The organism is Guptibacillus algicola, from assembly GCF_020171805.1.
Taxonomy (GTDB): Bacteria; Bacillota; Bacilli; order Bacillales; family Guptibacillaceae; genus Guptibacillus; species Guptibacillus algicola.
The window spans coordinates 169,911-192,946 of record NZ_JAIVAF010000006.1 but is presented as its reverse complement, the minus strand read 5'-3'; the positions used below and the strand labels follow the sequence as shown (position 1 = coordinate 192,946).

Annotated in this window: 21 protein-coding genes; 11 read left to right on the top strand and 10 right to left on the bottom strand. The window is 39.6% G+C overall.

The window, feature by feature from the left end:
- Positions 1 to 372: 372 nt before the first annotated feature.
- The 8 genes from LCM09_RS18100 to LCM09_RS18065 all read right to left on the bottom strand — a co-directional run bounded on the left by LCM09_RS18100 (position 373) and on the right by LCM09_RS18065 (position 8,050).
- A complete protein-coding gene (locus LCM09_RS18100) occupies positions 373 to 1,470 on the bottom strand; it encodes an ABC transporter ATP-binding protein (RefSeq protein ID WP_224884801.1) in 1,098 nt (365 codons plus the stop codon).
- Between the two features lie 141 nt (positions 1,471 to 1,611).
- Entirely contained in the window at positions 1,612 to 2,505 is an 894-nt protein-coding gene (locus LCM09_RS18095) for a PucR family transcriptional regulator (protein WP_224884799.1), read from the bottom strand.
- A 78-nt stretch (positions 2,506 to 2,583) separates the two neighbouring features.
- The gene (locus LCM09_RS18090) at positions 2,584 to 2,769 is read right to left on the bottom strand and encodes a hypothetical protein (protein WP_224884796.1); all 186 of its coding nucleotides are present in this window, start codon (positions 2,767 to 2,769) and stop codon (positions 2,584 to 2,586) included.
- Positions 2,770 to 2,819: 50 nt separating this feature from the next.
- Positions 2,820 to 3,044, bottom strand: coding sequence for a DUF5342 family protein (locus LCM09_RS18085; protein WP_224884794.1), 225 nt, complete (start codon positions 3,042 to 3,044; stop codon positions 2,820 to 2,822).
- Positions 3,045 to 3,093: 49 nt separating this feature from the next.
- Positions 3,094 to 4,260 carry a YheC/YheD family endospore coat-associated protein gene (locus LCM09_RS18080; RefSeq protein ID WP_224884792.1) on the bottom strand — a complete coding sequence of 389 codons (1,167 nt, stop codon included), beginning with the start codon at positions 4,258 to 4,260 and terminating at the stop codon, positions 3,094 to 3,096.
- Positions 4,257 to 5,636, bottom strand: a complete 1,380-nt coding sequence (locus LCM09_RS18075) for a YheC/YheD family endospore coat-associated protein (RefSeq protein ID WP_224884790.1) — start codon at positions 5,634 to 5,636, stop codon at positions 4,257 to 4,259. The genes LCM09_RS18080 and LCM09_RS18075 overlap by 4 nt, the downstream gene beginning before the upstream one ends.
- Positions 5,633 to 6,685: a YheC/YheD family endospore coat-associated protein gene (locus LCM09_RS18070; protein ID WP_224884788.1), complete on the bottom strand. Its 1,053-nt coding sequence runs from the start codon at positions 6,683 to 6,685 to the stop codon at positions 5,633 to 5,635. Before LCM09_RS18070 ends, LCM09_RS18075 begins: the two co-directional genes overlap by 4 nt.
- Positions 6,686 to 6,697: 12 nt before the next feature.
- On the bottom strand, positions 6,698 to 8,050 hold the full coding sequence (locus LCM09_RS18065; RefSeq protein WP_224884786.1) for a YheC/YheD family endospore coat-associated protein: 1,353 nt from the start codon (positions 8,048 to 8,050) through the stop codon (positions 6,698 to 6,700).
- Positions 8,051 to 8,178: 128 nt separating this feature from the next.
- Between LCM09_RS18065 and LCM09_RS18060 the strand changes: the two genes are divergently transcribed.
- Together LCM09_RS18060 and LCM09_RS18055 are read left to right on the top strand one after the other, a co-directional pair.
- On the top strand, positions 8,179 to 9,321 hold the full coding sequence (locus LCM09_RS18060; RefSeq protein ID WP_224884784.1) for a DUF445 domain-containing protein: 1,143 nt from the start codon (positions 8,179 to 8,181) through the stop codon (positions 9,319 to 9,321).
- Positions 9,322 to 9,402: 81 nt separating this feature from the next.
- Positions 9,403 to 9,774: a YlbF/YmcA family competence regulator gene (locus tag LCM09_RS18055; protein ID WP_224884782.1), complete on the top strand. Its 372-nt coding sequence runs from the start codon at positions 9,403 to 9,405 to the stop codon at positions 9,772 to 9,774.
- A gap of 132 nt (positions 9,775 to 9,906) precedes the next feature.
- On the opposite strand, the gene LCM09_RS18050 is transcribed toward LCM09_RS18055, so the two are convergent.
- Positions 9,907 to 10,128, bottom strand: a complete 222-nt coding sequence (locus LCM09_RS18050; protein WP_224884780.1) for a hypothetical protein — start codon at positions 10,126 to 10,128, stop codon at positions 9,907 to 9,909.
- 200 nt (positions 10,129 to 10,328) lie between these two features.
- On the opposite strand from LCM09_RS18050, the gene LCM09_RS18045 reads away from it, so the two are divergent.
- Positions 10,329 to 11,180 carry a Cof-type HAD-IIB family hydrolase gene (locus LCM09_RS18045; protein WP_224884777.1) on the top strand — a complete coding sequence of 284 codons (852 nt, stop codon included), beginning with the start codon at positions 10,329 to 10,331 and terminating at the stop codon, positions 11,178 to 11,180.
- Between the two features lie 167 nt (positions 11,181 to 11,347).
- On the top strand, positions 11,348 to 12,829 hold the full coding sequence (locus tag LCM09_RS18040; RefSeq protein WP_224884775.1) for an aldehyde dehydrogenase family protein: 1,482 nt from the start codon (positions 11,348 to 11,350) through the stop codon (positions 12,827 to 12,829).
- Positions 12,830 to 13,285: 456 nt separating this feature from the next.
- Here LCM09_RS18040 and LCM09_RS18035 read toward each other — a convergent pair whose 3' ends face one another.
- Entirely contained in the window at positions 13,286 to 13,471 is a 186-nt protein-coding gene (locus LCM09_RS18035) for a YhzD family protein (protein WP_224884773.1), read from the bottom strand.
- Positions 13,472 to 13,610: 139 nt separating this feature from the next.
- Here LCM09_RS18035 and LCM09_RS18030 point away from each other — a divergent pair, with 139 nt between their 5' ends.
- From LCM09_RS18030 to yhaM, 7 genes are all read left to right on the top strand, one after another.
- On the top strand, positions 13,611 to 14,510 hold the full coding sequence (locus tag LCM09_RS18030) for an ABC transporter ATP-binding protein (protein ID WP_224884771.1): 900 nt from the start codon (positions 13,611 to 13,613) through the stop codon (positions 14,508 to 14,510).
- Positions 14,503 to 15,756, top strand: a complete 1,254-nt coding sequence (locus LCM09_RS18025) for an ABC transporter permease (protein ID WP_224884769.1) — start codon at positions 14,503 to 14,505, stop codon at positions 15,754 to 15,756. Before LCM09_RS18030 ends, LCM09_RS18025 begins: the two co-directional genes overlap by 8 nt.
- 119 nt (positions 15,757 to 15,875) lie before the next feature.
- Positions 15,876 to 17,117, top strand: a complete 1,242-nt coding sequence (locus LCM09_RS18020; protein WP_224884768.1) for a metallophosphoesterase family protein — start codon at positions 15,876 to 15,878, stop codon at positions 17,115 to 17,117.
- Positions 17,117 to 19,882 (top strand): ATP-binding protein, encoded by a 2,766-nt coding sequence (locus LCM09_RS18015; RefSeq protein WP_224884766.1) that lies wholly within the window; start codon positions 17,117 to 17,119, stop codon positions 19,880 to 19,882. Before LCM09_RS18020 ends, LCM09_RS18015 begins: the two co-directional genes overlap by 1 nt.
- A 16-nt stretch (positions 19,883 to 19,898) precedes the next feature.
- The gene (locus LCM09_RS18010; protein WP_224884765.1) at positions 19,899 to 20,564 is read left to right on the top strand and encodes a response regulator transcription factor; all 666 of its coding nucleotides are present in this window, start codon (positions 19,899 to 19,901) and stop codon (positions 20,562 to 20,564) included.
- 44 nt (positions 20,565 to 20,608) lie between these two features.
- Positions 20,609 to 21,934 carry a sensor histidine kinase gene (locus LCM09_RS18005; protein ID WP_224884763.1) on the top strand — a complete coding sequence of 442 codons (1,326 nt, stop codon included), beginning with the start codon at positions 20,609 to 20,611 and terminating at the stop codon, positions 21,932 to 21,934.
- A 69-nt stretch (positions 21,935 to 22,003) separates the two neighbouring features.
- On the top strand, positions 22,004 to 22,981 hold the full coding sequence (yhaM, locus tag LCM09_RS18000; protein WP_224884761.1) for a 3'-5' exoribonuclease YhaM: 978 nt from the start codon (positions 22,004 to 22,006) through the stop codon (positions 22,979 to 22,981).
- Positions 22,982 to 23,036: the final 55 nt, after the last annotated feature.

Genomic DNA, 23,036 nt, shown 5'->3' with positions numbered 1-23,036 from the left:
TCTCAAACGCCCGTTTTCCACGGGAGTCAAGTGGTATTCACTCCTACTAGGTAGCAATCAATCAAAGCAAACTTTCCGACTGATTATGATTAAGTAGTCCTCTGTTTTATATCCCTAAAAGTAATTTAATGGCTTTTCTTATTTTCGAAACCACATATCAATGTTGATTGGAGCGGAAGGATGCTCGACTCCTGCGGGACGTGCGGACAGGTGAGACCCCACAGGAGCGTTTTGAAAGCGACGAGGAGACTCACCGCCCGCCCCGCGGAAAGCGAGCATCCTGAAGCGGAAATCGCCTCACTATCCGTGCAGATGGTCTTTAAGACTTTCTCAACAATCTGACACCCTAAAAAGGGGTTCAGCTTTTGTAAATTAATAAATACGCTGTTCTGTATCTGTATCGAAGAAGTGACATTTATTCATATTCAATGCAAGCTCGATATTTTGGCCACTATGAACGTCAGAGCGGGAATCGACACGAGCGATGAAGTCTTGATCAGCTACTTTTGAGTAGAGGTACGTTTCAGCACCCATTAATTCTGCTACATCGATTGTTGCTTCAATCTTTGTATCCTGAGAAGATTCGATGAAAACTGGCTCGTCATGAATATCTTCTGGGCGGATACCAAGAAGAATCTCTTTATTCGTGTAGCCATTGTCACGTAGTGTTTTCATTTTTCCTTCAGGAACTTTGACTTTGAGATCGTTCATCTTGAAGTAACCATCTTCTAGTTGTCCACGAAGGAAGTTCATTGCAGGAGATCCGATAAATCCACCAACAAATACGTTATCAGGAGCATCATATACTTCTTTAGGTGAACCAACTTGTTGAATGACACCGTCTTTCATTATTACGATACGCGTTGCCATCGTCATCGCTTCTGTTTGGTCATGTGTTACGTAAATGGTTGTCGTTTGAAGACGCTGATGAAGTTTAGAGATTTCAGCACGCATCTGCACTCGTAGCTTTGCATCAAGGTTAGATAGAGGCTCATCCATCAAGAATACTTGAGGGTCACGTACGATAGCTCGTCCTAATGCAACACGCTGACGCTGACCACCAGAAAGGGCTTTAGGCTTACGATCAAGCAAATTTTCAAGACCAAGGATACGAGCAGCATCCATTACGCGTCGCTCGATTTCTTTTTTATCAAACTTACGAAGCTTTAAACCAAACGCCATATTGTCATAGACGTTCATATGTGGATAAAGAGCATAGTTCTGGAAAACCATTGCGATATCGCGGTCTTTCGGAGCTACGTCGTTTACTCGTTTTTCACCGATTACGAGGTCTCCATCAGAGATATCCTCAAGTCCAGCAATCATACGCAAAGTTGTTGACTTACCGCAACCTGATGGTCCAACAAATACGATGAATTCTTTATCTTTTATATCGAGGTTAAAATCTTTAACAGCCTCGAATTTATTATCATATCTTTTATAAATGTGATTTAATTTAATTTCAGCCATTGTTATGCCTCCTAATAAGTAACTGTCTTTAACTAGTTCTAAGTTTACGTTATGAAAACGCTGTCGTAAATTGGAGGCGTGCACAAAATTTAAGAGTTATTTTGTGCATAATGAACGAATGACATAAAGAAGCTGCGTTGATCAACGCAGCTCGAGAGTATAGAGAGCCAGGTATACCATGACGGCTCCTTTAAATGATTTCACATCGATTCCTGTTCGTTCGATGAATTTATCTACACGGTATTGTAAGCTGTTTCTATGTACATATAACTGTTTAGAAGCTAGCGTGATATTCAAGTTTGATTCCAAATAAGCTCGTATGCTTTTCAATAACTCAGCATCGTCACTTACTGGCTCGATCAGCGTCTGCAAATAGTGAATCGTTTCCTGACTTGCTTCACTAAATAAGATTGCCGGTACAATTGCCGTTTGGGTGAAAACCAATTGTGAAGGCATCAAGTTTATTCCGGATGCAAACCATTTCACCTCAGTTTGATAGGTGCTAAGTAAATTCGATGGATCAGTGTTATGAATGACCTGTCCTACGAAGAGAGACATCTCGAGAAAAAAATCAGCCGTTAATGCTGCTGCCATTTGTTCTAGCTCTTCAATAAGGTGTTCGTCTTCAATACTTTCTTGAATCATAACACCTTCTTTTTCATTCTTAAAAAGGAATACCACGTCTGTTGAGAACAATCCGATCATTGCTTCTTGGAATTCACTAAAGTCTGATGGCGCCTCTTTCAGATGAAAATGTATGTATCTTAATTTTTTTTCCTTCAATGGTGGAAGCTCCATGTTTTCATTAAAAAGTAACGATGCCCACTTTTGTTGAAGTGTATCGTCGATGTTTTCTTTTATACCTTTTGAAGGAAAGAGGGCATCGAGTAGCACTTGTTCATCATGTGACAAGCGGGATTTCCGAATACCGAACCGATCACCATCTGCGGTTTCATACCAATAGAATTGTTCAGGCTGTTCAGATGCTACTGTATAATCTTCGCCATATAGTTCGGATAAATTGTTGTTCATCATTCCTGAACCTCCTTTTTGCTTCAATAAGAAAGAACCTCTGTCTATGGCAGAGGTTCTCATTATTATACCATCCTAATGTTACCCGTCACATTTATGAGGTGGTTCTTGTTCCATAACTGGAATCGCTTCTTCGATTTGAGCTTGTCTATAGCTTTGATGAACTGCTCCGCCAGCCATGCCTTCATTCACCATACGGTCGATATCCATGTCAAACTTGTCTCGTCCTTCGTATTGAGACCCGTCTACCTTCTTCTTTGGCATCATTCTTCAACTCCCTATAGTATTCTATAGGGTTAGTATGTGAAGGTAGTGGTTTAATTATTAGCTGGATTCTCATAAACATGAAAGAGCATCAGTTCATGAATTTGGGATTGTAGCTTTGATTTGTCTTCTTCTTTAGGCGAAGGTTCGAACCAGTCGAATTCTCCGTTATGAAGGTAGAGCGATCGATAATATGCGCCTTGATAGAAAAAGGATACCTCCCATTTCGGCTTTCGTACTTTAGGTCCTATTTGTTTATATTGAAAATGCGATAACATCTATATTCCCCCTGGCTGAAAACGCTTTTTTATATCATAACACATCAGGTTAATACGCTGAAAATGTTCGAAAAGCAGATATAAGGGAAGAGATGGATGCCTGATGAATCGATGGCTCATCAAATCGCATAGGTTTGGCGTTCACTTCGAAAATCCACAAGTCGTCATTACTATCTTTTCCAATATCCATTGAGAGTTCTGCAAATAAACCTTCATGATCAATAAGAGAGGCAGTTGTAAGGGCTAATTTCTTAATCTTGATTTCATCACTATGGTCAGCAATCTTATCGAACGAAAAGATACGACCACCTCGTGGGACATGAGTGGTTAAATGTTCTTTTTCATTTGCTCGTATTCCGATACCAGTCACTTGCCAGAAGTTATAAGGTTTTTGGAGCAAAACTCTGAAATCGTATCGATAGTTCCCATGAGTACTAAGTGATACCGCTTTTTGAATAAGGTAAACTTCTTTCAGTTTTGGTTGAAGATAAGAAGAAAGGTCATTAATCGTATCGAAACAAATCGAGTTATCATGATCACTATATTTGTACCCGTTTGCGGTAGCTTCAAGTTTGAAAATACCATGTCCTTTGCTCCCTGTAGACGGTTTGCAGTATGCTGTAGGGTTTTGTAATAGAAAGGGTTCAAGATTATCTGGAGTTAGAAGTTCAGTATTAGGTAAGTAAGGTTTTACCTCATCATGACAATTAAGCAGACGATAAAGGTCGGCTTTATTAAGAAAGCGTTTATTGAAGTAGGGAAGCTCTTTTTTATCTAAGTAATTCAATATGTTCCTTACTCCTCTAGAACTTTCTTCTTTCCGAGTGGGGATTCTGTTATAAACGATGTTTGGATATGGAAATCGATAACCTGTCCATTTCTTTGTTGTTTCATCAAAGATATAGCCTGTAATATAGGTTTTTCTAATACTTGATGGAGTGAATACAAATGATAACCCACCATGTTTTGTGATTTCATTTTGAATGGATGTGAAGATTGCGGTGTTACCACTGAAATGGTAATTCGAATTGTCACCTGCAAGAATACCAACTAAAGGACGGATGCCGTTCTTATTCGAGTTGACTTTAATAATTGGTCTGACTGATTTAGTTGAAGGGGGGGAGAGCGAAAGTTGCTCTTTCCCCCAATATAATATTTGATAAGTACTTCTTTGTGACCATTTATTGCTCTCATTATCATAGAAAAGTTGGATCATCGTTGGTTGACCAGTGCTTTTTCGATAGCAGATTTCGCAAGGTGAATTGCATATTCCATTGGCAGTACGCGCGTCTTAAGTTCTTCTGCCTTAAGACGTTTATGGTCAAAAATACTCCTGCCAGGCTTGGAATTTGCTTCAAATACGTAGATTTCTTCATTTTTAGTGATTCCTAAATCAAATCCAAACTCACCGATGAAACCAGGTATCTTATCATCGAGTGAATGACTAAGCTTAAGAGCAGCCTCACTCAATAAATTCTCGTAATCCTTGCTGAATCCATAATCGGTAACGAGTTCATTTAATGTTTTTACTGTACCTTCAGAAGAAGTGTGGGTGGTTAAACTTCCTTCACCTGCAATTTTTGCAGCGATTGCGCTAACTTCCCACTTCCCTACTTTGTTTTTGTTTGTGTGAACGCGGTAATCCATAGGTCGTTGATTAATTCGGTGGAGATCAATTCCCTGTTGAACAATAAAGCCATCTAATTTACCAGAAGGGTACTGTTGTTTGATCAATCTAGACAAAGAGCTATAGCTCCTAAGTCTATTCTCTTTACCAGTGCGAAAACGACAATAATAATATTTTTCATTAGCAGGTTTAAGAATCTGCTGAATTCCTAAACCAAGACTGCCATTAGCAGGTTTGATGTAGATTTGCTCATATTCTTCTAACATTTTCGCAAGGGTTTCTTGTTTTGGATTTAGAATTGTTCCTGGTAAGTAGTGACGAACAGCATCATCATCTTGTAGTTTCTCAAAAACCTTCCATTTATCAAAGAAGCTTGGGTTGAACCATGGTATGAGGTGCTGAGACTGAAGAAGGCGTTTCGTTTTAGCTACTTGTTCCAACGATTCAGAGCTTCTATTTGGAAGACGATCATACACGACGTCGGGAAGAGGAATTTTAATCTGTCTCCATCCCTTTTTGTTATACGTGAGTCCTTTAATGGTCTGCTCTTTAAAATCCACTTGATGTGCACCAAATACAAATGCAAACGCGCCGCATTTTCTAGCGGCAGTTAATAATTTCGCAAAATACATGCTGCGTTCTCCAATAGGTCGCATACTATCTTTTGTGAATCCAGCAGTGAATACGCCAATTAGTGGACCGATATGAAGAGAGTCTCCATGTTCAAAAAGATGAACAGATGTTTTTTTAGGAATACCTAGTATCTTCCACAAGTCCTCTGACATCATGTATTCCTCTTTGTTATCAGGGTGTGGAGAAACAGAACAGAACGATGTTCTAGATCCAAAACAAAGCTTGTTTGGAAAGGATACCCTGTCAACGTAGGATTTAAATGTTGAAGGCGGGACATAAAGGCAACCAGAGGAAGTCGTGTCTTTCTTCAATAAACATGGGTCTATCATCATTTGTTAACCCCTTTCTTTTGAGACTGAAGGTATCGACAGTATTGAAAAGGAAGGAAATGAAGCTCGTGTTTATCCTGGATAATTGTGTGACCTGGTTTTGAATTTGCTTCTAATAGCCAAACATGTCCTGTTTGATCAATACCAAAGTCGAGCCCAAGCTCAAATTTAGGTGGAAAATGTAGCTCTAATAATTTCGCTGTTCTTAATGAAAGCTGAGAAATTTGCTCTTCTGATCTAACTAACACGTCTTTCGATAGATCAAGATCATCACTAAATTTAATCACACCGCCACTATGAAGGTTGGAAACAAACGAATGGGGCATACCTACACGGGTGGCACGACCAAGTTCCTTCCATGAGTCACCTTGTTTTTTCATCACCACTCTTCGGTCAAATGGATTGTTGTGATTATCGCGGAGGTTAAGCATTTCCTGAGCGATATAGTCTTTTTGTGAGATTAAATTCTCAATAAAGTTATGAAAAGATCTAGTTGTATCATAATTATGATGGAGAATGTCTCCTTTATGATTGATTTGCGAATGAAAGCCATGATCGTGCATCGTAATATAGACAAGGCCATTGCCTTGAGATCCGTTGAGAGGTTTTAATAGTACTTCTGATTTTTCTTCTAGTATGTTGTGAATAACCCTTATTCCGGTATGTGTGCTGAGCTGAAACGTTGCCGGAAGGTGTAGCGCTAAAATAGTATCGGTTTTTAATTTGTTGTAAACGGCCCATTTTCCCGGTAACCCATAGCCAAGAAATGTGGTATTTGATTGTTTTTTGAGTTCTTTAATAAACGTAAGTGTTTGTTTAGAAGGAGCGTTATGAAAACAGCGGTCATAGATTAAAGCCGGAATCGGAAATGTCGTTCTTCTCCAACGGTCACGGGAGCTGTCATATTTAAGACCTAGAATGGTCGATCGTAAATGTCCGTGAGGTTGGAAGCGTACTACAGTAAAGCCAGAGGCTGTACCAGCTCGTGCTAGTTCACGTACATATTTCTTCTCATGTCGAAAAGAGGTTTGCATGATTCCGAAAGTATCCATTCTTCACCTCTCTTAGTTAGAAGTGAACCAATAAACGAACTGAATCAATGCTTTGACTGACGGACGGCAATGATTATTTGAAGGATTGTCAGGGGTTTTAGAAGGTTTTGTATTCACTTCAATGATCCACGGGTGACCTTCTTTGTCTATGGTTAAATCAATCCCTAGCTCTCCATACATTCCTTCTGTTTCACGATCGATGATTCGTGATATTTCTAGCGCCAACTCTGGAAGGATTCGTTTAGTTTGTTTTCTAGAATCTTTATCAAATTGTGTTAGAACTTCATCGACTGACTTTAATAACCCCCCACGAGCAATGTTTGATACGAATTGATCTCTCGATTGAGATACGCGCGCTACAGATGAAACAACCCTCCATTTATCTCCAGGACCCTTCAAACAAAGAATCCGAAAATCCACGGGACAATCCTCCACTTCAAAGAGGGGAATCCCTTGTTGGACTAGGTATGGTACGCGTTTACTTCTTGCCCGGATAGCGGGGTATAGACCTGATATGGTATGAGATGTTAACGTTTTGTTTCCACTAAAGCTCGAGTAGCCAAGTAAATAACAATCGTCACTTTTGCTAATACGATAAATATGTCTTCCTTGACTTCCGTTAATTGGTTTAAGGTATACGGTATCGTACAGGTTCATCATCTGATTCAAACTATCCATGGAGTCGAGCATAACTGCTTCAGGGAGGTAAGGTGCTATTTCCTCGTATAGTAGGAGCATTTGATGAACATCCCATTTATCTATGAATGCTTCATTAAAATAAGGTATGTTATGCTTTCTCCAAAATTCCTTTAAGCTATTAATTTGGCTAGAGTTCTCCAATCGTCTTGAATGAATGCGATTATAGATGATGGAAGGTAAGGGGAGCGTGTATTCGATCCATTGATCAGTTTGCCATCTCTTACCGATCACTGAGTTTTCATCCCAGTTTTTTAAGGTATTTACATAGAAAAAGATGTGGTGTTCTTCGCAGAATTTTGCGATCTCTACGCAAAAATCAGTGTATGCTGAAAACGGAAGTTCTTCATTTCCGCTGGCATTTGTAGCTAAGCAGAATATAGGTCCTATCTTAATCGCGTTTGTTTCTTTACAGTAGGTTAAGAGAACACGCACGCCATCAGAAGGAAGGTAGAGGCTCGATAGAATATCCGGTGAGCAATAAACCGCTTGATCAGTGTCTGTTTCGTAGCTCTCAAGGTGAACAGGGTATTGTAGAGATCCGCAGTTAAATAACACGTTCGTATTCTTAATGCGCCACTTCGATGCAAGGAATTCTGGAATAATAAGTTGGTTTTGTCCCGTTTCCTCGAGTAAAGGGTGTAAGATAACTTTATGTGACTGTTTCATTGAAAACCCTCGTTCAATATTTTTTCGGTCCATTGCCTTCCTTAAACTGGATAGGCAATTGCGGATAACGTATACTATGAAGATGGAGTTTTCTTTGTGAAAGCGTGAGATAGAAAGGTTGAATGTTTATGTCGTCCATTATTATTACGATTCTGTTTATGGTCGTTATCGGAGCGATCATAGGTGGATTTACGAATTCATTAGCTATCAAAATGTTATTCCGGCCATATAAAGCTCTGTATATTGGAAAATGGAAGTTGCCATTTACACCAGGGCTCATCCCAAAACGCCGTGATGAGTTAGCTGTTCAGCTCGGTAAGATGGTAGTTGACCATTTATTAACTCCTGAAGGCATTCAGAAAAAAATGCACGATCCTGTTTTTAAACTAACCATGGTTGAATATGCCCAAAAAGAAGTTATGAAGTATCTTGAGAAGGAAGATACAATCGAAGATCTCATCAAAAATGGTCTTCACATGGAGTCTCCATCTAACGAGACTAAAGAGAAAGCAAAATTTTATATTAGTAAAAAGCTTGAAGCAAAGATTGATGAATTGAAGAGCAAGGATGTTGGCGAGGTACTACCCGAGAGGCTGGTATTAAAAGTAGAGAATGGAATCGAACCATTTTCTGACCTAATCTTGAGTAAAGTAAGTGATTATATTGCTTCACCGGAAGGAAAGGAAAAGCTATCCGTTATGATTGACCTTTACCTTGCAGAACGAGGGACATTGGGTAGCATGATCAATATGTTCTTCACGAACACAAGGATTGTTGATAAAGTTCAGCCAGAACTCCTAAGGCTATTGAAGCAAAAAGACATTCAAGGTGTCATCACAACGATGCTTGAAAAAGAATGGCATACGATTAAAGAAAGTAAATTGCATACGTTTGAGGACAAAGTAGATGTTGACGTAATCGTAAATGACCTTTCTGAAGCAATTGTAAATGAACTACCTATCGATCACATCATGGGACTTCCTCTGACGAAAGCAATCGAACCATTCAAGGATCGAATCGTTGAAGATTTCGTTCCTAGAATCGTTGATGCGGCTGGTAATTATTTGAGTAACCAACTACAGCCATTGATGAAGCAGCTACAGCTGGCTGAAATCGTAAAAAGTCAGGTCGAAGGCTTCTCAGTGGGACGTATAGAAGATATGGTTCTCTCCATATCAAGAAGAGAGTTCAAAATGATCACATATCTTGGAGCAGTTCTTGGAGGATTAATCGGGGTTGTTCAAGGAATCATTATCACGATTATTGGATGATTTGTTCTGTCTTTGTTATAGTGGGTAGGTACGGGGTTATGAGAGCGAAAATAATCCTTTTAAACTAAGGAGGTATATATCATGGCTGAAAAAAATCTTTACGATGTAGCTTATGAGCTAGAAGGTGCTATGCGCGAGCATGAGGACTACACAAAGCTTAAGGAACTTTACGATCAGGTAAACCAAGATGAAGTTGCGAAGAAGTTGTTCGATAACTTCCGTAACATGCAGATGGAGCTTCAACAGAAGCAAATGACTGGTCAGCAAATTACTGAAGAGGAAGCGCAAACTGCTCAGCAACAAGTAGAACTTGTTCAGCAGCACGAAGTAATTTCTCAACTCATGCAACAAGAACAGCGCATGAGCCAAGTAATTCAAGACATCAACAAAATCGTTACAAAGCCGCTTGAAGATCTTTACGGTAAAGCTGACGAAGAAAACGTTGAACAATAAATAAAAAAAGAACTCTCGCAATTACTTGCGAGAGTTCTTTTTTTATGCTCCATAATAGCTTGCTTATTTGAGTGAATATCTTTTGTATATGTCACTCTAAATGAAATGAGCAAACTATCATGATAAGACGGTCTATGAAGCTACGTTTTCTATTACACCTACAACCTCAAATTGTGTTGGTTGAGTGATGATTTGTTCTTCTAGTTCACACTCTGGGCATTGAAGCTCGTGTTTACTTTTCTCAATTTGAATTTTCCCTCTAAATTCATGATCACACGTCGTACATTTGTATATGTGTGGCTGAGTTATCGTCCCTACGCAATCAAATCTAATTCTCTCTTTACCTTCTGTCATGGTTATTACCCCTTTCAAATTTATGTTGTAATATTTTTGTAATATAAGTGGATTTATAATAGAAGTTCCCACCCTTATATAAACTTAAACGCTTTTTTCACATAAGTTTTACCAATAGAAAATTAAGTGATAGGACAAAGTCCATCTCTCATAAAAATAGATGATAGAGGGACGACTTTCAGGAGATAAGGGGGGACGACATGGTATATAAACTTTTAGCTTTAGATATTGATGGTACGTTGTTACGGTCTAACCATAAAATCGATAAAGAGACGAAGGAAGCCATCGAGTATGTGAAAGAAAAAGGTGTGTATGTCACATTAATTACTAGTCGAAATTTCGCTTCTGCGAAGAAAATCGCAAAGTCAGTTAAGTTAGATGATTCTATTCTCGTTACACATAGCGGGTCATTTATTGCTCAGAACGTACAAGAGCCCATCTATCAACAAAGAATTAGTAAAGATGATGTACGCGACATTATCCATATACTCGAGAAGTTTGATTGCCATATTCGCATTATCCATGAAAGGCTTGCTGTTGGAAATCGAGTGAACCAGAATCATTATCTGTCAGCGAAAATGACCCTTGGCATCGGAGATCCGCTTTTCTATCCTGTGAATTTCGTTGAAACGTTGAGTGAGTATTTAGAGAAGAAAGAGTTATCACCACCCAAGATCGATGCTCATTTCTTTAATGATGAAGAACGTGAAGAAGCAAGGAGAATTCTTGAAGACCTCATCCCTAATATAACGATCGTTCGTTCAACAAAATGTAATTTTGGTATCATTCCTAAATCTGTGTCCAAAGCAAAGAGCCTAAAGATTCTTGGTGATCATCTCGGTATTTCTGTTGATAGTATGGTAGTCATAGGTGATGCACATTGCGATGGGGAGATGATCTATCAGGCTGGACTCGGTGTTGCGATGGGAAATGCCCCAAATGAAATAAGAAGACTAGCTGATTGGGTGACACGATCAAATGATCAGCAAGGTGTGTCGTATATGGTAAAAGAAGTGTTTAGAAAACAAATGCGCCTTCAGCTAAAAAGGTAGCTTCTTCAACACCTACTGTCAAAAACTAGCGCTATCTCCTTATATTCGAGGAGATAAGCGCTTTTTTTATGAGACTTTTGACACATTTTCTAGAAATGAAAAGGCTTTCAGAGGAAAATATCTAATTAGTATATGTTTGATAATTTTGAAATTATGGAGGGTTATTAATGGAAAAAATTCTCGACATGAATCCTAAGGTAGCTGAATTCTTGAAAGGTAAGAAACAACTTTATATCAATGGTCAGTTTAAGGATTCTCTATCTGGAAGAACTTTTGACACGCTCAATCCCTCAACAGGTGAAGTACTAGCAACAGTAAGTGAAGGAGTAAAAGAAGATATCGATGAAGCGGTTATGGCGGCTAGAAAAGCATTTGATAGCGGACCATGGTCTAAGATGTCGGCTTCAAAGAGAAGTAGAATCATTTACAAGCTTGCTGATTTAATGGAAGAAAACAAAGAAGAATTAGCGATGATCGATACGCTTGATAATGGTAAACCAATCCGCGAAACGAAAAACGCCGATGTTCCACTTGCAATCGAGCATTTCCGTTACTACGCTGGCTGGGCTACTAAAATTATGGGTCAAACGATTCCAGTAAACGGTCCTTTCTTTAACTATACGCGTCATGAGGCGCTTGGAGTTGTAGGGCAGATTATCCCTTGGAACTTCCCGCTACTAATGGCTGCTTGGAAGCTTGGTGCTGCTCTAGCGACAGGCTGTACAGTAGTTCTTAAGCCTGCAGAACAAACGCCACTTTCTGTTCTTTATTTAGCAGAATTGATGGAAGAAGCAGGGTTCCCAGAAGGTGTTGTCAATATCGTTCCTGGTTATGGTGAAACAGCAGGGGACGCTCTTGTAAAACACCCTGAAGTTGATAAGATTGCATTTACTGGTTCAACTGAAGTAGGTAAGTACATTATGAATCAGGCTTCTAACGATCTTAAGAGAGTTACGCTTGAGCTCGGTGGTAAGTCTCCAAATATCATCCTTCCAGACGCAGACATGACAAAAGCGATTCCTGGTGCTCTAAGTGGGATTATGTTCAACCAAGGTCAGGTTTGCTGTGCAGGTTCCAGACTCTATATTCAGAAGAAAGCTTATGATAATGTGATGGCTGACCTCGTGAGTCACAGTCAAAAGATTAAGCAAGGTTCAGGTCTTGATCCGTCTACAGAGATGGGACCACTTGTTTCAGATGAACAGCATAAAAAAGTTCTTGAGTACATTTCAAAAGGACAAGATGAAGGAGCAGAGCTTCTTACTGGTGGACAAGTTCCTTATGAGAACGGATATTATGTTCAGCCAACGATCTTCTCAGATGTTGATGATAAAATGACGATCGCGAAAGAAGAAATCTTTGGACCAGTAGTAGCAGCGATGCCATTTGAGGACCTAGATGAAGTTGTTGATCGTGCTAACGACTCTAACTACGGCCTTGCAGCTGGACTATGGACTGAGAACTTGAAGTCCGCTCACTATGTAGCAAATCGCCTTAAAGCTGGAACAGTTTGGGTTAACTGCTACAATGCGTTCGATGCTGCTTCTCCTTTCGGAGGATACAAGCAATCTGGTATAGGTAGAGAAATGGGATCCTATGCATTGAATAACTATACTGAAGTTAAGAGTGTTTGGATTAACCTTAAATAAGTGTAGGTATGAAAAAAACCGCCAGTCCCGTTAAGGGAATGGCGGTTTTGTTTGTGTTTAGACGATGGAGCGCCGGTTCTAGGCCTCGCCTTCACTTTTCATTGTCCAGTTACAGCTCGCAGAAACGGAGATATTTCACTCTTTCAACAGAACACAAAGAACGTGTTCTATTTCAAGAGCTCCAATATCTCCGTTTCTAAACGCTCGCCTTCACTTTTCATTGTCCAGCTGCAGTAGCCAGGTCCTCGATCGCTTCACCTCTACGATTGAACACAAAGAGCGTGTTCATTCGAAGAGGTTCCAGCGCTTGTCGGACCTAAACGGCTACTTCCGCTTTTCGTTGTCCAGTTGTGGCTCGCAGAAACTACGATATTTCACTCTTTCAACAGAACACAAAAAACGTGTTCTATTTCAAGAGCTCCAATATCTCCGTTTCTAAACGCTCGCCTTCACTTTTCATCTTTGCAATACAATCAATTTACCTGTAGATGAAACCACTCTTGCTGGTTTGGATTGGAAGCCTTTTTCGTTTAGCATTTCTTGGCCAATTTTTTTTGCGTCTTTGTCGTTTTGGGCTTCGAAGCTGTCGTCTAGGATGGTTGTTCCGTCTTTTTCGAATGCTGTGATAATGTATTTTTCCATGGTTTGTCCCTCCTACTAGTTATTATTCTACCTATTCAATTGTTTGTTGTCACTTTTTTCAGAAAAAACGAATCTTTTAATGGGTCAAAACGTTATAGTAATAGGAGTGAGTTAATAGATTGAGAGATAAAGGGGGAGAATGATGCTTCGATTAGATAATGTGACGAAAAGGTTTGGGGCGTTTACGGCTGTGGATCATTTGAATTTGTCGATTCCAGAAAACGAAGTGTTCGGTTTGCTTGGTGGAAACGGTGCTGGTAAAACAACAACGTTTCGTATGCTGCTTCGTTTGATCGATCAGACTGATGGGACGATCACTTGGAAGGGCAATGATATCTCTTATAATAAAAGTCATCTGATCGGTTATTTACCAGAGGAGAGAGGGCTTTATCCTAAGATGAAGGTTAAAGAGCAGTTAATCTACCTTGGTAAGCTAAGAGGAATGAAGAAAGAAGTGATCGAGGTCGAGACTAGGAAGTGGCTTGAACGCTTTGGAGTTCCGGAGAATGCTGACAAAAAAGTAGAAGACCTATCAAAAGGTAATCAGCAAAAGATCCAGTTTATTGCTGCGGTTATCCATAAGCCAGAGCTGCTTATTTTGGATGAACCCTTTAGTGGTCTAGATCCAGTAAATGTAGAGCTTCTGAAAGACGCGGTTCTGGATCTGAAGGAGAAAGGGACAACAATTCTGTTTTCAAGTCATAGAATGGAGCATGTTGAAGAGCTTTGTGAGCATTTGTGTATTTTACATAGGGGTAAGCCGGTTGTTAATGGGAACTTAAAAGAAATCAAGCAGTCGTATGGGAAGAAGAACCTTATTGTGAATGTTGATTTTGATCTTGGCTTTGTTAAAAATATACCGGGGGTAGTTAGGATAAAGAGCGGCGTAAATCATTCGATCATACAGATTGAAAATGAAGCAGTTTCACAAGAGGTATTGAGTGAACTGTTAAACAAAGGATTTGTTAGACATTTTGCATTGGAAGAGCCATCTCTTAATGACATATTTATTGAGAAGGTAGGTGCTTCTTATGAATAAGCTGTTTATTGTCCTTTTTCAAACTTATTTCAATAGACTGAAGTCCAAGCCATTTCTCATCACAACGCTGATTACTATACTATTTATTTTCTTAATTACAAATCTCCCAAGTATCATTGACTCGTTTGATAATGATGAAGTTGATCGTGTAGGAGTTATTGGGTCAGATTCTTATTATTCTCTACTTGAACAACAGCTCGATCTGATGGAGTCAGATATCGAGATCACGCCTTACGAGGGAAGTGAGGAAGAAGCTCAAAAAGATATAGACGAAGGAGAAATCGATAGTTATCTTATTTTAGAGAGTACACCTGAAAAAGAGCCTCAAGGGATATTTAAAGCTGAAACCGTTGCTGAACAAAAGACACCTCAAGTGCTACAATCAGCACTTCAGCAAATAAAAAGCTCGATAGCAGCTGAAGAAGCAGGGGTCACGCAAGAACAACTTCTTAAGATTGATCAACCTGTTAAATTTGAAAAGGTCGCCCTTGAAAAAGGAGCGAAAACGGAAGATGAGCTTGATCAGGCACGGGTATTTGTTTATGTTCTGTTGTTCGTCATCTATTTCTCAGTTATCTTTTATGGAAACATGGTTGCAGTCGAAGTGGCAGCCGAGAAATCCTCTCGAGTAATGGAAATTCTAATCTCGAGTGTTTCACCTGTTAAACAAATGTTTGGAAAAATATTAGGGGTAGCCTTGTTGGGACTAACACAGTATGCCGTTATTTTCTTGTGTGGGTATGTATTTCTTCAGTTTAAGGATGATGATTCAGCGGCAAGTGGATTTCTGTCATTCCTAGACTTTAGTAACTTGTCACCGTCCCTTATTATTTACGCAGTAATGTTTTTCGTATTAGGATATCTCCTCTATGCAACGATTCTTGCTATGGTTGGTTCTCTAGTGAGTAGGGCGGAAGAAGTTCAACAAGTCATTCTACCTGTACAGTTCTTGATTATCATTGCGTTTTTCATTGCGATGTTTGGACTATCTACGCCATCTGCAACGATCATAACCGTTACATCTTACGTGCCATTCTTTACGCCAGTTGTCATGTTCCTACGAATCGGCATGCTTTCTGTCCCGTTTTGGGAGATTGCTCTAAGTCTTGTTCTGTTAATTGGAACAACTGTATTCTTTGCTGTCCTAGGTGCAAAAGTTTATCGAGGCGGGGTACTGATGTACGGGAAATCTTCTTCTATAAAAGATATTGGAAAAGCGCTTAAACTTTCTAGTAAAGATAAATAAGCTTACCCCGTTCAAGTGGTCTTGAACGGGTTTTTTATGTTGAAAATAATAATGCGAACGTGCGCTCTATCCGTTGTGGTAAAATTAATGGTAGATAGCAAAAGAAGGAGTGTTGAAAGATGAAAAAATTATCCTTCCTGCACTGTGCGGATCTTCACTTAGATCGACCTTTTTCAGGGGCTCAAAGCTTGCCTCCGGATATACATAACTTTGTTAAAGACAGTGCATACCGTTCGTTTCGAAGAATAATCGATTTAGCTATCGAAGAAAGCGTTGACTTTGTATTGTTTGCAGGAGATTTATTTGATAGCAGTTACCGAAGTTTACAATCGCAAATGGTTTTATATCGAGAATTACAGCGACTTGATAAAGCAGGGATACGTAGCTTTCTTTCGCATGGCAACCACGATGCACTCGATGGAGATTGGATCTCGATCGATTGGCCAGAGAGTAGCTACTTTTTCGGTCAGGAAGTAGAGTCTGTTCCATTTTATCGTGACCAACAAAAACTTGCTGATATCCATGGCTTTAGCTATCCTGAGCGGCATGTTATCGAGAATATGTCTATCTATTATGAACGGACTGACGATGAGAGTTTCCAAATTGGGATGCTTCATGGAAATGTAGAAGGAAATACAGATCATGCATCATATGCACCTTTTACTATCAGTGATTTAGTTAATAAGAACTTTGATTATTGGGCGCTTGGCCATATCCACATTCGAAAACGATTAGCAGAAGACCCTCCAATCGTATATCCCGGAAACATACAAGGTGCTCATAGAAAAGAAACAGGGGAAAAAGGATGTTATCTCGTATTGATGAATGAAGCAGAAGTAATGACATCTTTCCATTCGACGGCTGATGTTATCTGGCAGAAAGAATCAATTGATATTTCGAAGGTCGAGACGATTCAAGATCTTCTCAGAACTTGTGAAGACATCCTTAACCATGAGAAGTATAGTTCTGGTGGACACTTAGTGGAATTTGAATTCAAAGGGATTAGTTCGCTTCATATTCACTTACTTCAAGATGATGTTCTAGATGACTTATTACAAGCGCTTCAAATTGGAAAAGAAGATGAACTAAGTGGGTTTGTTTGGCCATATAAGCTCTCATTACAATCGAGACCATCCTGGAATAGAGAAGAACTTAAAGCACAGGATGGATTTTTGCAAGATTTACTTTCCATTTCAGATGCTTATAAGGTGGAGGATGTAGAGAGTGAGGTAGCTCCACTCTATGAGCATCGACGTGCGAAGAAGGCTCTTGCTTCTCTTGAGGAACCAAGTACCGTCATCAAAGAAGCTGAAGAATTGCTGCTCTCTTATCTTGTTGATGATAAAGGAGGAAAGTCCTAATGAAGCTACTTGGATGGCATATCTATCGATTCGGGAAATTTGAGGACTATAAAGTAACCTCACTTTCAGATCAGCTTCAGACAATATACGGAGAAAACGAAGCGGGTAAATCGACTATAATCGCTTTTATTGAAAGTATTTTGTTTGGGTTTACTATGAAGAAAGAAGAAAGTTATGTTCTGAAGAAGCATTCTCGTACTGGAGGCAGTTTGTTATTTGATGTGGATGGTAATTCAGTGACTATTGAACGTACGAGAGGGAAAGCTTCCGGGGATGTAGTGGTGCATTATCATGACGGCTCAACGGGAGATGAAGATGATCTAACTCGGATGTTGAAGGGAATGGACAGGAAAACGTTTCGCCAACTGTTCTTTTGCAATTTGAACACATTGTATGATTATACCGATCACACTGAAGATAGTTGGAACAGCATCCTTTACGAAGCTGGAATGACAGGTGGCGCTTCACTTCTAACAATCGAAAAAGAATTGGAAAAGCGACAAAGCGAGTTGTTTAAGCCCGGTGGAAGAAAGCCAATTATTAATGCAAAGCTCGAGGAATGGGAGAGCACGAAGAAAAGCGTTCGAGAACTCGAGAAAGTAAATAGCACGTATAACGATACTGTCGAAAAAGTGGAAGCACTTAAGAAAGTCATCGAAGACAATAAGGTGGAGCTTACTAGCTTACAACATAAGCGTCGTGAACTAGACTATGAAAAAACAATCTTTCCTCTCATAAAAGAAAGAACAAAATTAGAGAGACAACTGGAATCTCTTCCTGCCTATAACCCTTTTCCAGAGGATGGATTATCTCAGCTAGATAAGTGGAAAGAGCGTGTAGTCATTTCCACAGGAGAAATTAATCATTCTCAAATTGAACAAGATGATATAAAAAAAGAAATAAATCAACAGGAGATTCATGATCATCGCAATGTCATTCAGAAGGTGAATTACTGGAATGAACAAGTAATCGTCTACCGAACAAAACGCGAAGAAAAAAAGCGGTTAGAAAGAGAGAAGCAGGAACTTTTCAACAATCTACAGGTACGGTTAAAAGAAGTAGACCTCTCTGATCATCAATTAGAGAAGATGGTGACTTCTTTTAATGCAAAGAAAGAACTTAAAGATCTTGTTGAAAGTTACCAAAGGTCAAACCAGCAGTATGACTACTTAAATGAATCTCTACTAGCAGCACGTGAAGAACTAGAAAGAGAGGAAGATGAATACAATCGATTACAGGAACGGAGACGCTCTCAAGCATCGGATGGTGGTACGGCTAGAAAACCGAAACTTCAATCGTCTGTTATTATGTTCTGTATTTCTATCGTGCTACTTTTTGGAATCGGAATACTTGAAGACTGGTTTCTAGCACTAGGTGTAGCAGGTATAGTCGTGATAGGTGCATTAGTAATGAGGATGACTAATGAGAAATACACGAGTACTGCAGAGCGGCTATCTGCAGAAAAGTATGAATTGAATAGACAAGCACAGAATATGCAAGAACAGATTGATCGGTTAAACAGGACTTACACCAAAGCTGCCGAAAAAGTAGACCAATGGGAACTAGAGAGATTCAAATTGGAAGAGTCGCTTGAGAAGTGGAAGATTTCGTACTCCTTTAAGACTGATGTTTCACCTGAACGGATGCTCGAATTATTTGATCGAGTCGTAGTGATAAAGCAGTTGGAACAGGATTATAAGGGTATTGAGAGACAACTTGTTGAACTTGACTATGAAATGCGGGTAGTTGAAGATGGAATTAAGAAATTATGTGAAGAAGTGGATGTTTCATATTACGATGTTGAAACTGCTTTGCAACAACTAATCTTACTAGCAGATGAACAAAAAGAACTCATGCAACATATTGAGAGAATGAAAGATAGACTAACGACGATTGAACGTAAGGAGAAAGATGAACAAGCGAAACTTCGTTCATTCGAGAATCAAATCGATCAGTTACTTCTAGATGCAGAAGTACAAACAGAAGAGGAATTTCGAATTAAAGGAAACGCACAAAGTGAAGCAAAGGAACTTTTAAGACAAAAAGTTATCGTTGATTCACAACTCGAGGGCACAGGAGAGGTCACCATCAACCATGCCTCTCTAAAGGAGATCGAGGAGGAGAAAGCTAGAGTTGAGAATGAAGAAGGAAGCTTGATGAAAGAGCAGCAAAAGCTATACAGAGAGATCGCTAACCATCAGGAACAACTCCGAGCACTCACTGAAGATGGTACGTTAGAAGACCTTCTCTTGCAAAGTCAGCAGAAGGAAGATGAATTACATTCTTTTGGGAGAAAGTGGGCGGTACTGAAGGTTGCTTCAGACCTCTTACTCAAAGCGAAAGCAAAGTATCAAGATGAGCGTCTCCCAGCTGTGCTGCAAAGTGCTGAACGTTACTTTTCTACCATCACAGAAGGAAGATATACTGCCATTTATGCTCCTAAAGAGAAAAGTAGTTTTCAAATTCATCATCAAGATGGCAGCGTCTACCTTCCTTCTCAATTAAGTAGAGGCACAGTTGAACAGCTCTACCTTTGCATTCGTCTCGCCCTCGTCTCAGTTACATCGATAAAACTACCCGTAATTTTAGATGATATATTCGTGAACTTCGATGAAAAGCGCACTGAAGTCGCGAAGGGTTTTATTAAAGATTACTCAAAAGAACATCAGGTCTTGCTGCTAACTTGTCACCAAAGCGCACTACCATGTGTCGATGAGAATATCATTAAGCTTGAACGTACACCCCTTTCTGGTAAGGTAAACTAAAATGAGGTGATTCGACTTGGAAGAAACGTATAAAATTAATCTCGTAGAAGATGAAGAAAGCCTTGTTCAAATTTTGAGAACGTATATGGAAAAAGAAGGATTTGAAGTGAAGACGTTTCTGAGTGGTGAAGAGGCGTTGGATAATATCCATGATTCATGTCATTTGTGGATTCTTGACATCATGCTTCCTGGGATAGATGGGTATGAATTGCTTAAGAAAATAAAGGCAGAGAAGGATGTACCGGTCATCTTCATTTCTGCTAGGGACGAGGATCTTGATCGCATTGTTGGATTAGAGCTCGGAAGTGATGACTACATCGCGAAGCCATTCATGCCAAGAGAATTAATCATTAGAGCGAAAAAGCTATTGAATAGAGTATATAGACAAACATCACAGAAAAAGTTTGAAGTATCAGAGTATCAGGTAGATCCAATCGCTCGTAAAGTTACCGATCGAGGTGAACAGATCGAATTGACGACAAAGGAAATGGATTTGATCCTATACTTAGTGGAGCACGTAAATCAAACGTTATCTAGAGAACAAATTCTCTCACACGTTTGGGGAGATGATTATTTCGGTTCAGATCGAGCGGTGGATGATGTCATTAGACGTGTTCGCAAAAAAATGCCTCGTATGAACCTAGAAACTTCTTATGGGCTAGGTTATCGGTTGATCACATGAATTTCATCCGGTTGAATTTAACTAAGCGCATATGGCTTTCATTTATGATCCTAGTCTTACTCGTAGGTGTTGTCATAGCGGTTATCTATCCTTTGTCGATCAAAGGTACACTAACGGAAGAAACATATCAGATTATTGAAACTGAACAGCAACGGTATACCTTTCCTGATCGAGACGCTCCACTTCCTCCTGAAACAGATCAAGATTTCATTGAACGAAGGGACGCTTCTCGTTCTGTAGGACATACCTTAATTACGAGGCTATATCGAGGACCACTTCAAGGGGATCCGATTCCTAATGAGGTAATCGTCGAAATGCGTAAGAATGCTCTTAACCAAGAAGCAGCTAAAGCGAGATATGAACTGACTTACAACAATCAAGCGTCGCTATTTTATGTGATTTCTAAAGTTCAAGTGAATAGTCAGGAAGCGTACTTTATCTCATATATGTGGGATACATATCGCAATCAGATGATCGAACGATTATGGTGGAGACTCATCATTATCCTAGTGTTTGCTATGATTCTCAGTTTGTTACCAGCGATTTGGATTGCTAGATACTTAAGAAGACCTCTTACTGTTCTAGGAGAACGATTTGATCAAATCGCAAATCGAAATTGGAAAGAACCCTTCGTCTGGGAGGGTGATGAAGAATTTCAAAAGCTATCGAATCAATTCGAATCGATGAGACAAAATTTAATGCGGTATGACAAAACTCAAAAGACTTTCATCCAACATGCTTCTCATGAATTGAAAACTCCGATTATGATCATCAAAAGCTACGCACAGTCCATAAAGGACGGCGTAATGCCTGATTCGATGGAGAATACGATGGACGTCATATTGAACGAGTCAGATCGAATGGATCAAAGAGTGAAATCAATGCTAACCTATATCAAATTGGATTCGATCGATGAACCAGAAGGTAGCTATGAAAAATTCCGTTTTGGTGGATTAGCTGAAGAAATAAGAGATCGATTCATGTATCAACGTGACGATGTTACGATCTCGATTTCTGGTGAGAACATCACGTTATCAGCTGTTCAAGAGCAAATGCTCACGGCATTAGATAACCTCGTTCAGAATGCACTTCGGTACGCTAAAAGCGAGATTAAGATAGAAGCAAAAGAAGATGAAGAGGCGATTCACATCAGCGTTAGTAATGACGGTGAACCGATCTCATTCAAAACGGGTGAGAAGGAGAGACTGTTTGAACCATTCCAAAAAGGGGACAAAGGTCAATTTGGAATTGGACTAGCTATCGTTAAAAAGGTAGCAGAACGTCATAATGGGTATGCGAAAGTTGAGAATAAAGAAAATGGTGTAACCTTCTCTATCGTTATCCCAAAAAAACCCAATCGGAATTCATAACAAAATGAATCGGATCGATAGGCTCCTATGCTATACTAGGAAAATAGATTTTGACTCGGAGGTGGAAAGATGAAGGAAGCAAAGGGAATCGGTCACTGTAAAGTAGGTGAACCTGTTGATCAATACTTGCTGATTAAATCATCTGTAAAAGGAGTAGCGAGTAACGGCAAGCCATTTCTAACGCTTATCCTACAGGATAAAACGGGTGATATTGAAGCAAAGTTATGGGATGCTTCTCCAGAAGATGAAGAGAGCTTTGATGCTCAACAAATTATTAAAGTCACTGGTGACGTGAATAGTTATAGAGGTAGAAATCAACTTAGAATCAAAACGATTCGTCTAGCAACTGAAATGGATCAAGTAAAAGTGGGGGATTTTGTTGAATCTGCTCCACTTGAAGTGGATGACATTATGGAAAAGATTACACAATATGTTTTTGAAATGCGTAATCCTCGCATACAGCGAATCACACGTCATCTAATAAAGAAACATCAGAACGACTTTCTTACTTTTCCTGCGGCGACGAAAAATCATCATGAGTTCGTATCGGGATTATCCTATCATGTTGTATCCATGTTAGATCTTGCTAAGTCTCTTGCTACGTTATATCCATCGCTTGATACGGATTTATTGTACGGAGGTATCATCTTACATGATCTTGGGAAAGTTGTTGAGCTTTCTGGTTCTGTAGCAGCTAGCTATACGAAAGAAGGAAAATTACTCGGACACATTTCGATCATGGTGAATGAAATCGGACAAGCGGCAAAAGACTTAGAAATTGACGGAGAAGAAGTGACACTCCTTCAACACATGATTCTTAGCCACCATGGTAAGGCTGAATGGGGGAGCCCAAAACCTCCTATGATTCGAGAAGCAGAAATGCTCCATATGATCGATAACATCGATGCGAAAATGAATATGCTAGATCGTGCACTAGATAAGGTAGAGCCTGGTGAGTTCACAGATCGCGTATTCGCCCTTGATAATCGCTCATTTTATAAACCTAATACTCCAGCAACTGTTCAAAAAGAACCTGCAAATCCATAAACTTGTAGAACGATAGAGAAACGCTACTGGCGTTTCTCTATTTTACTGTTAGCGA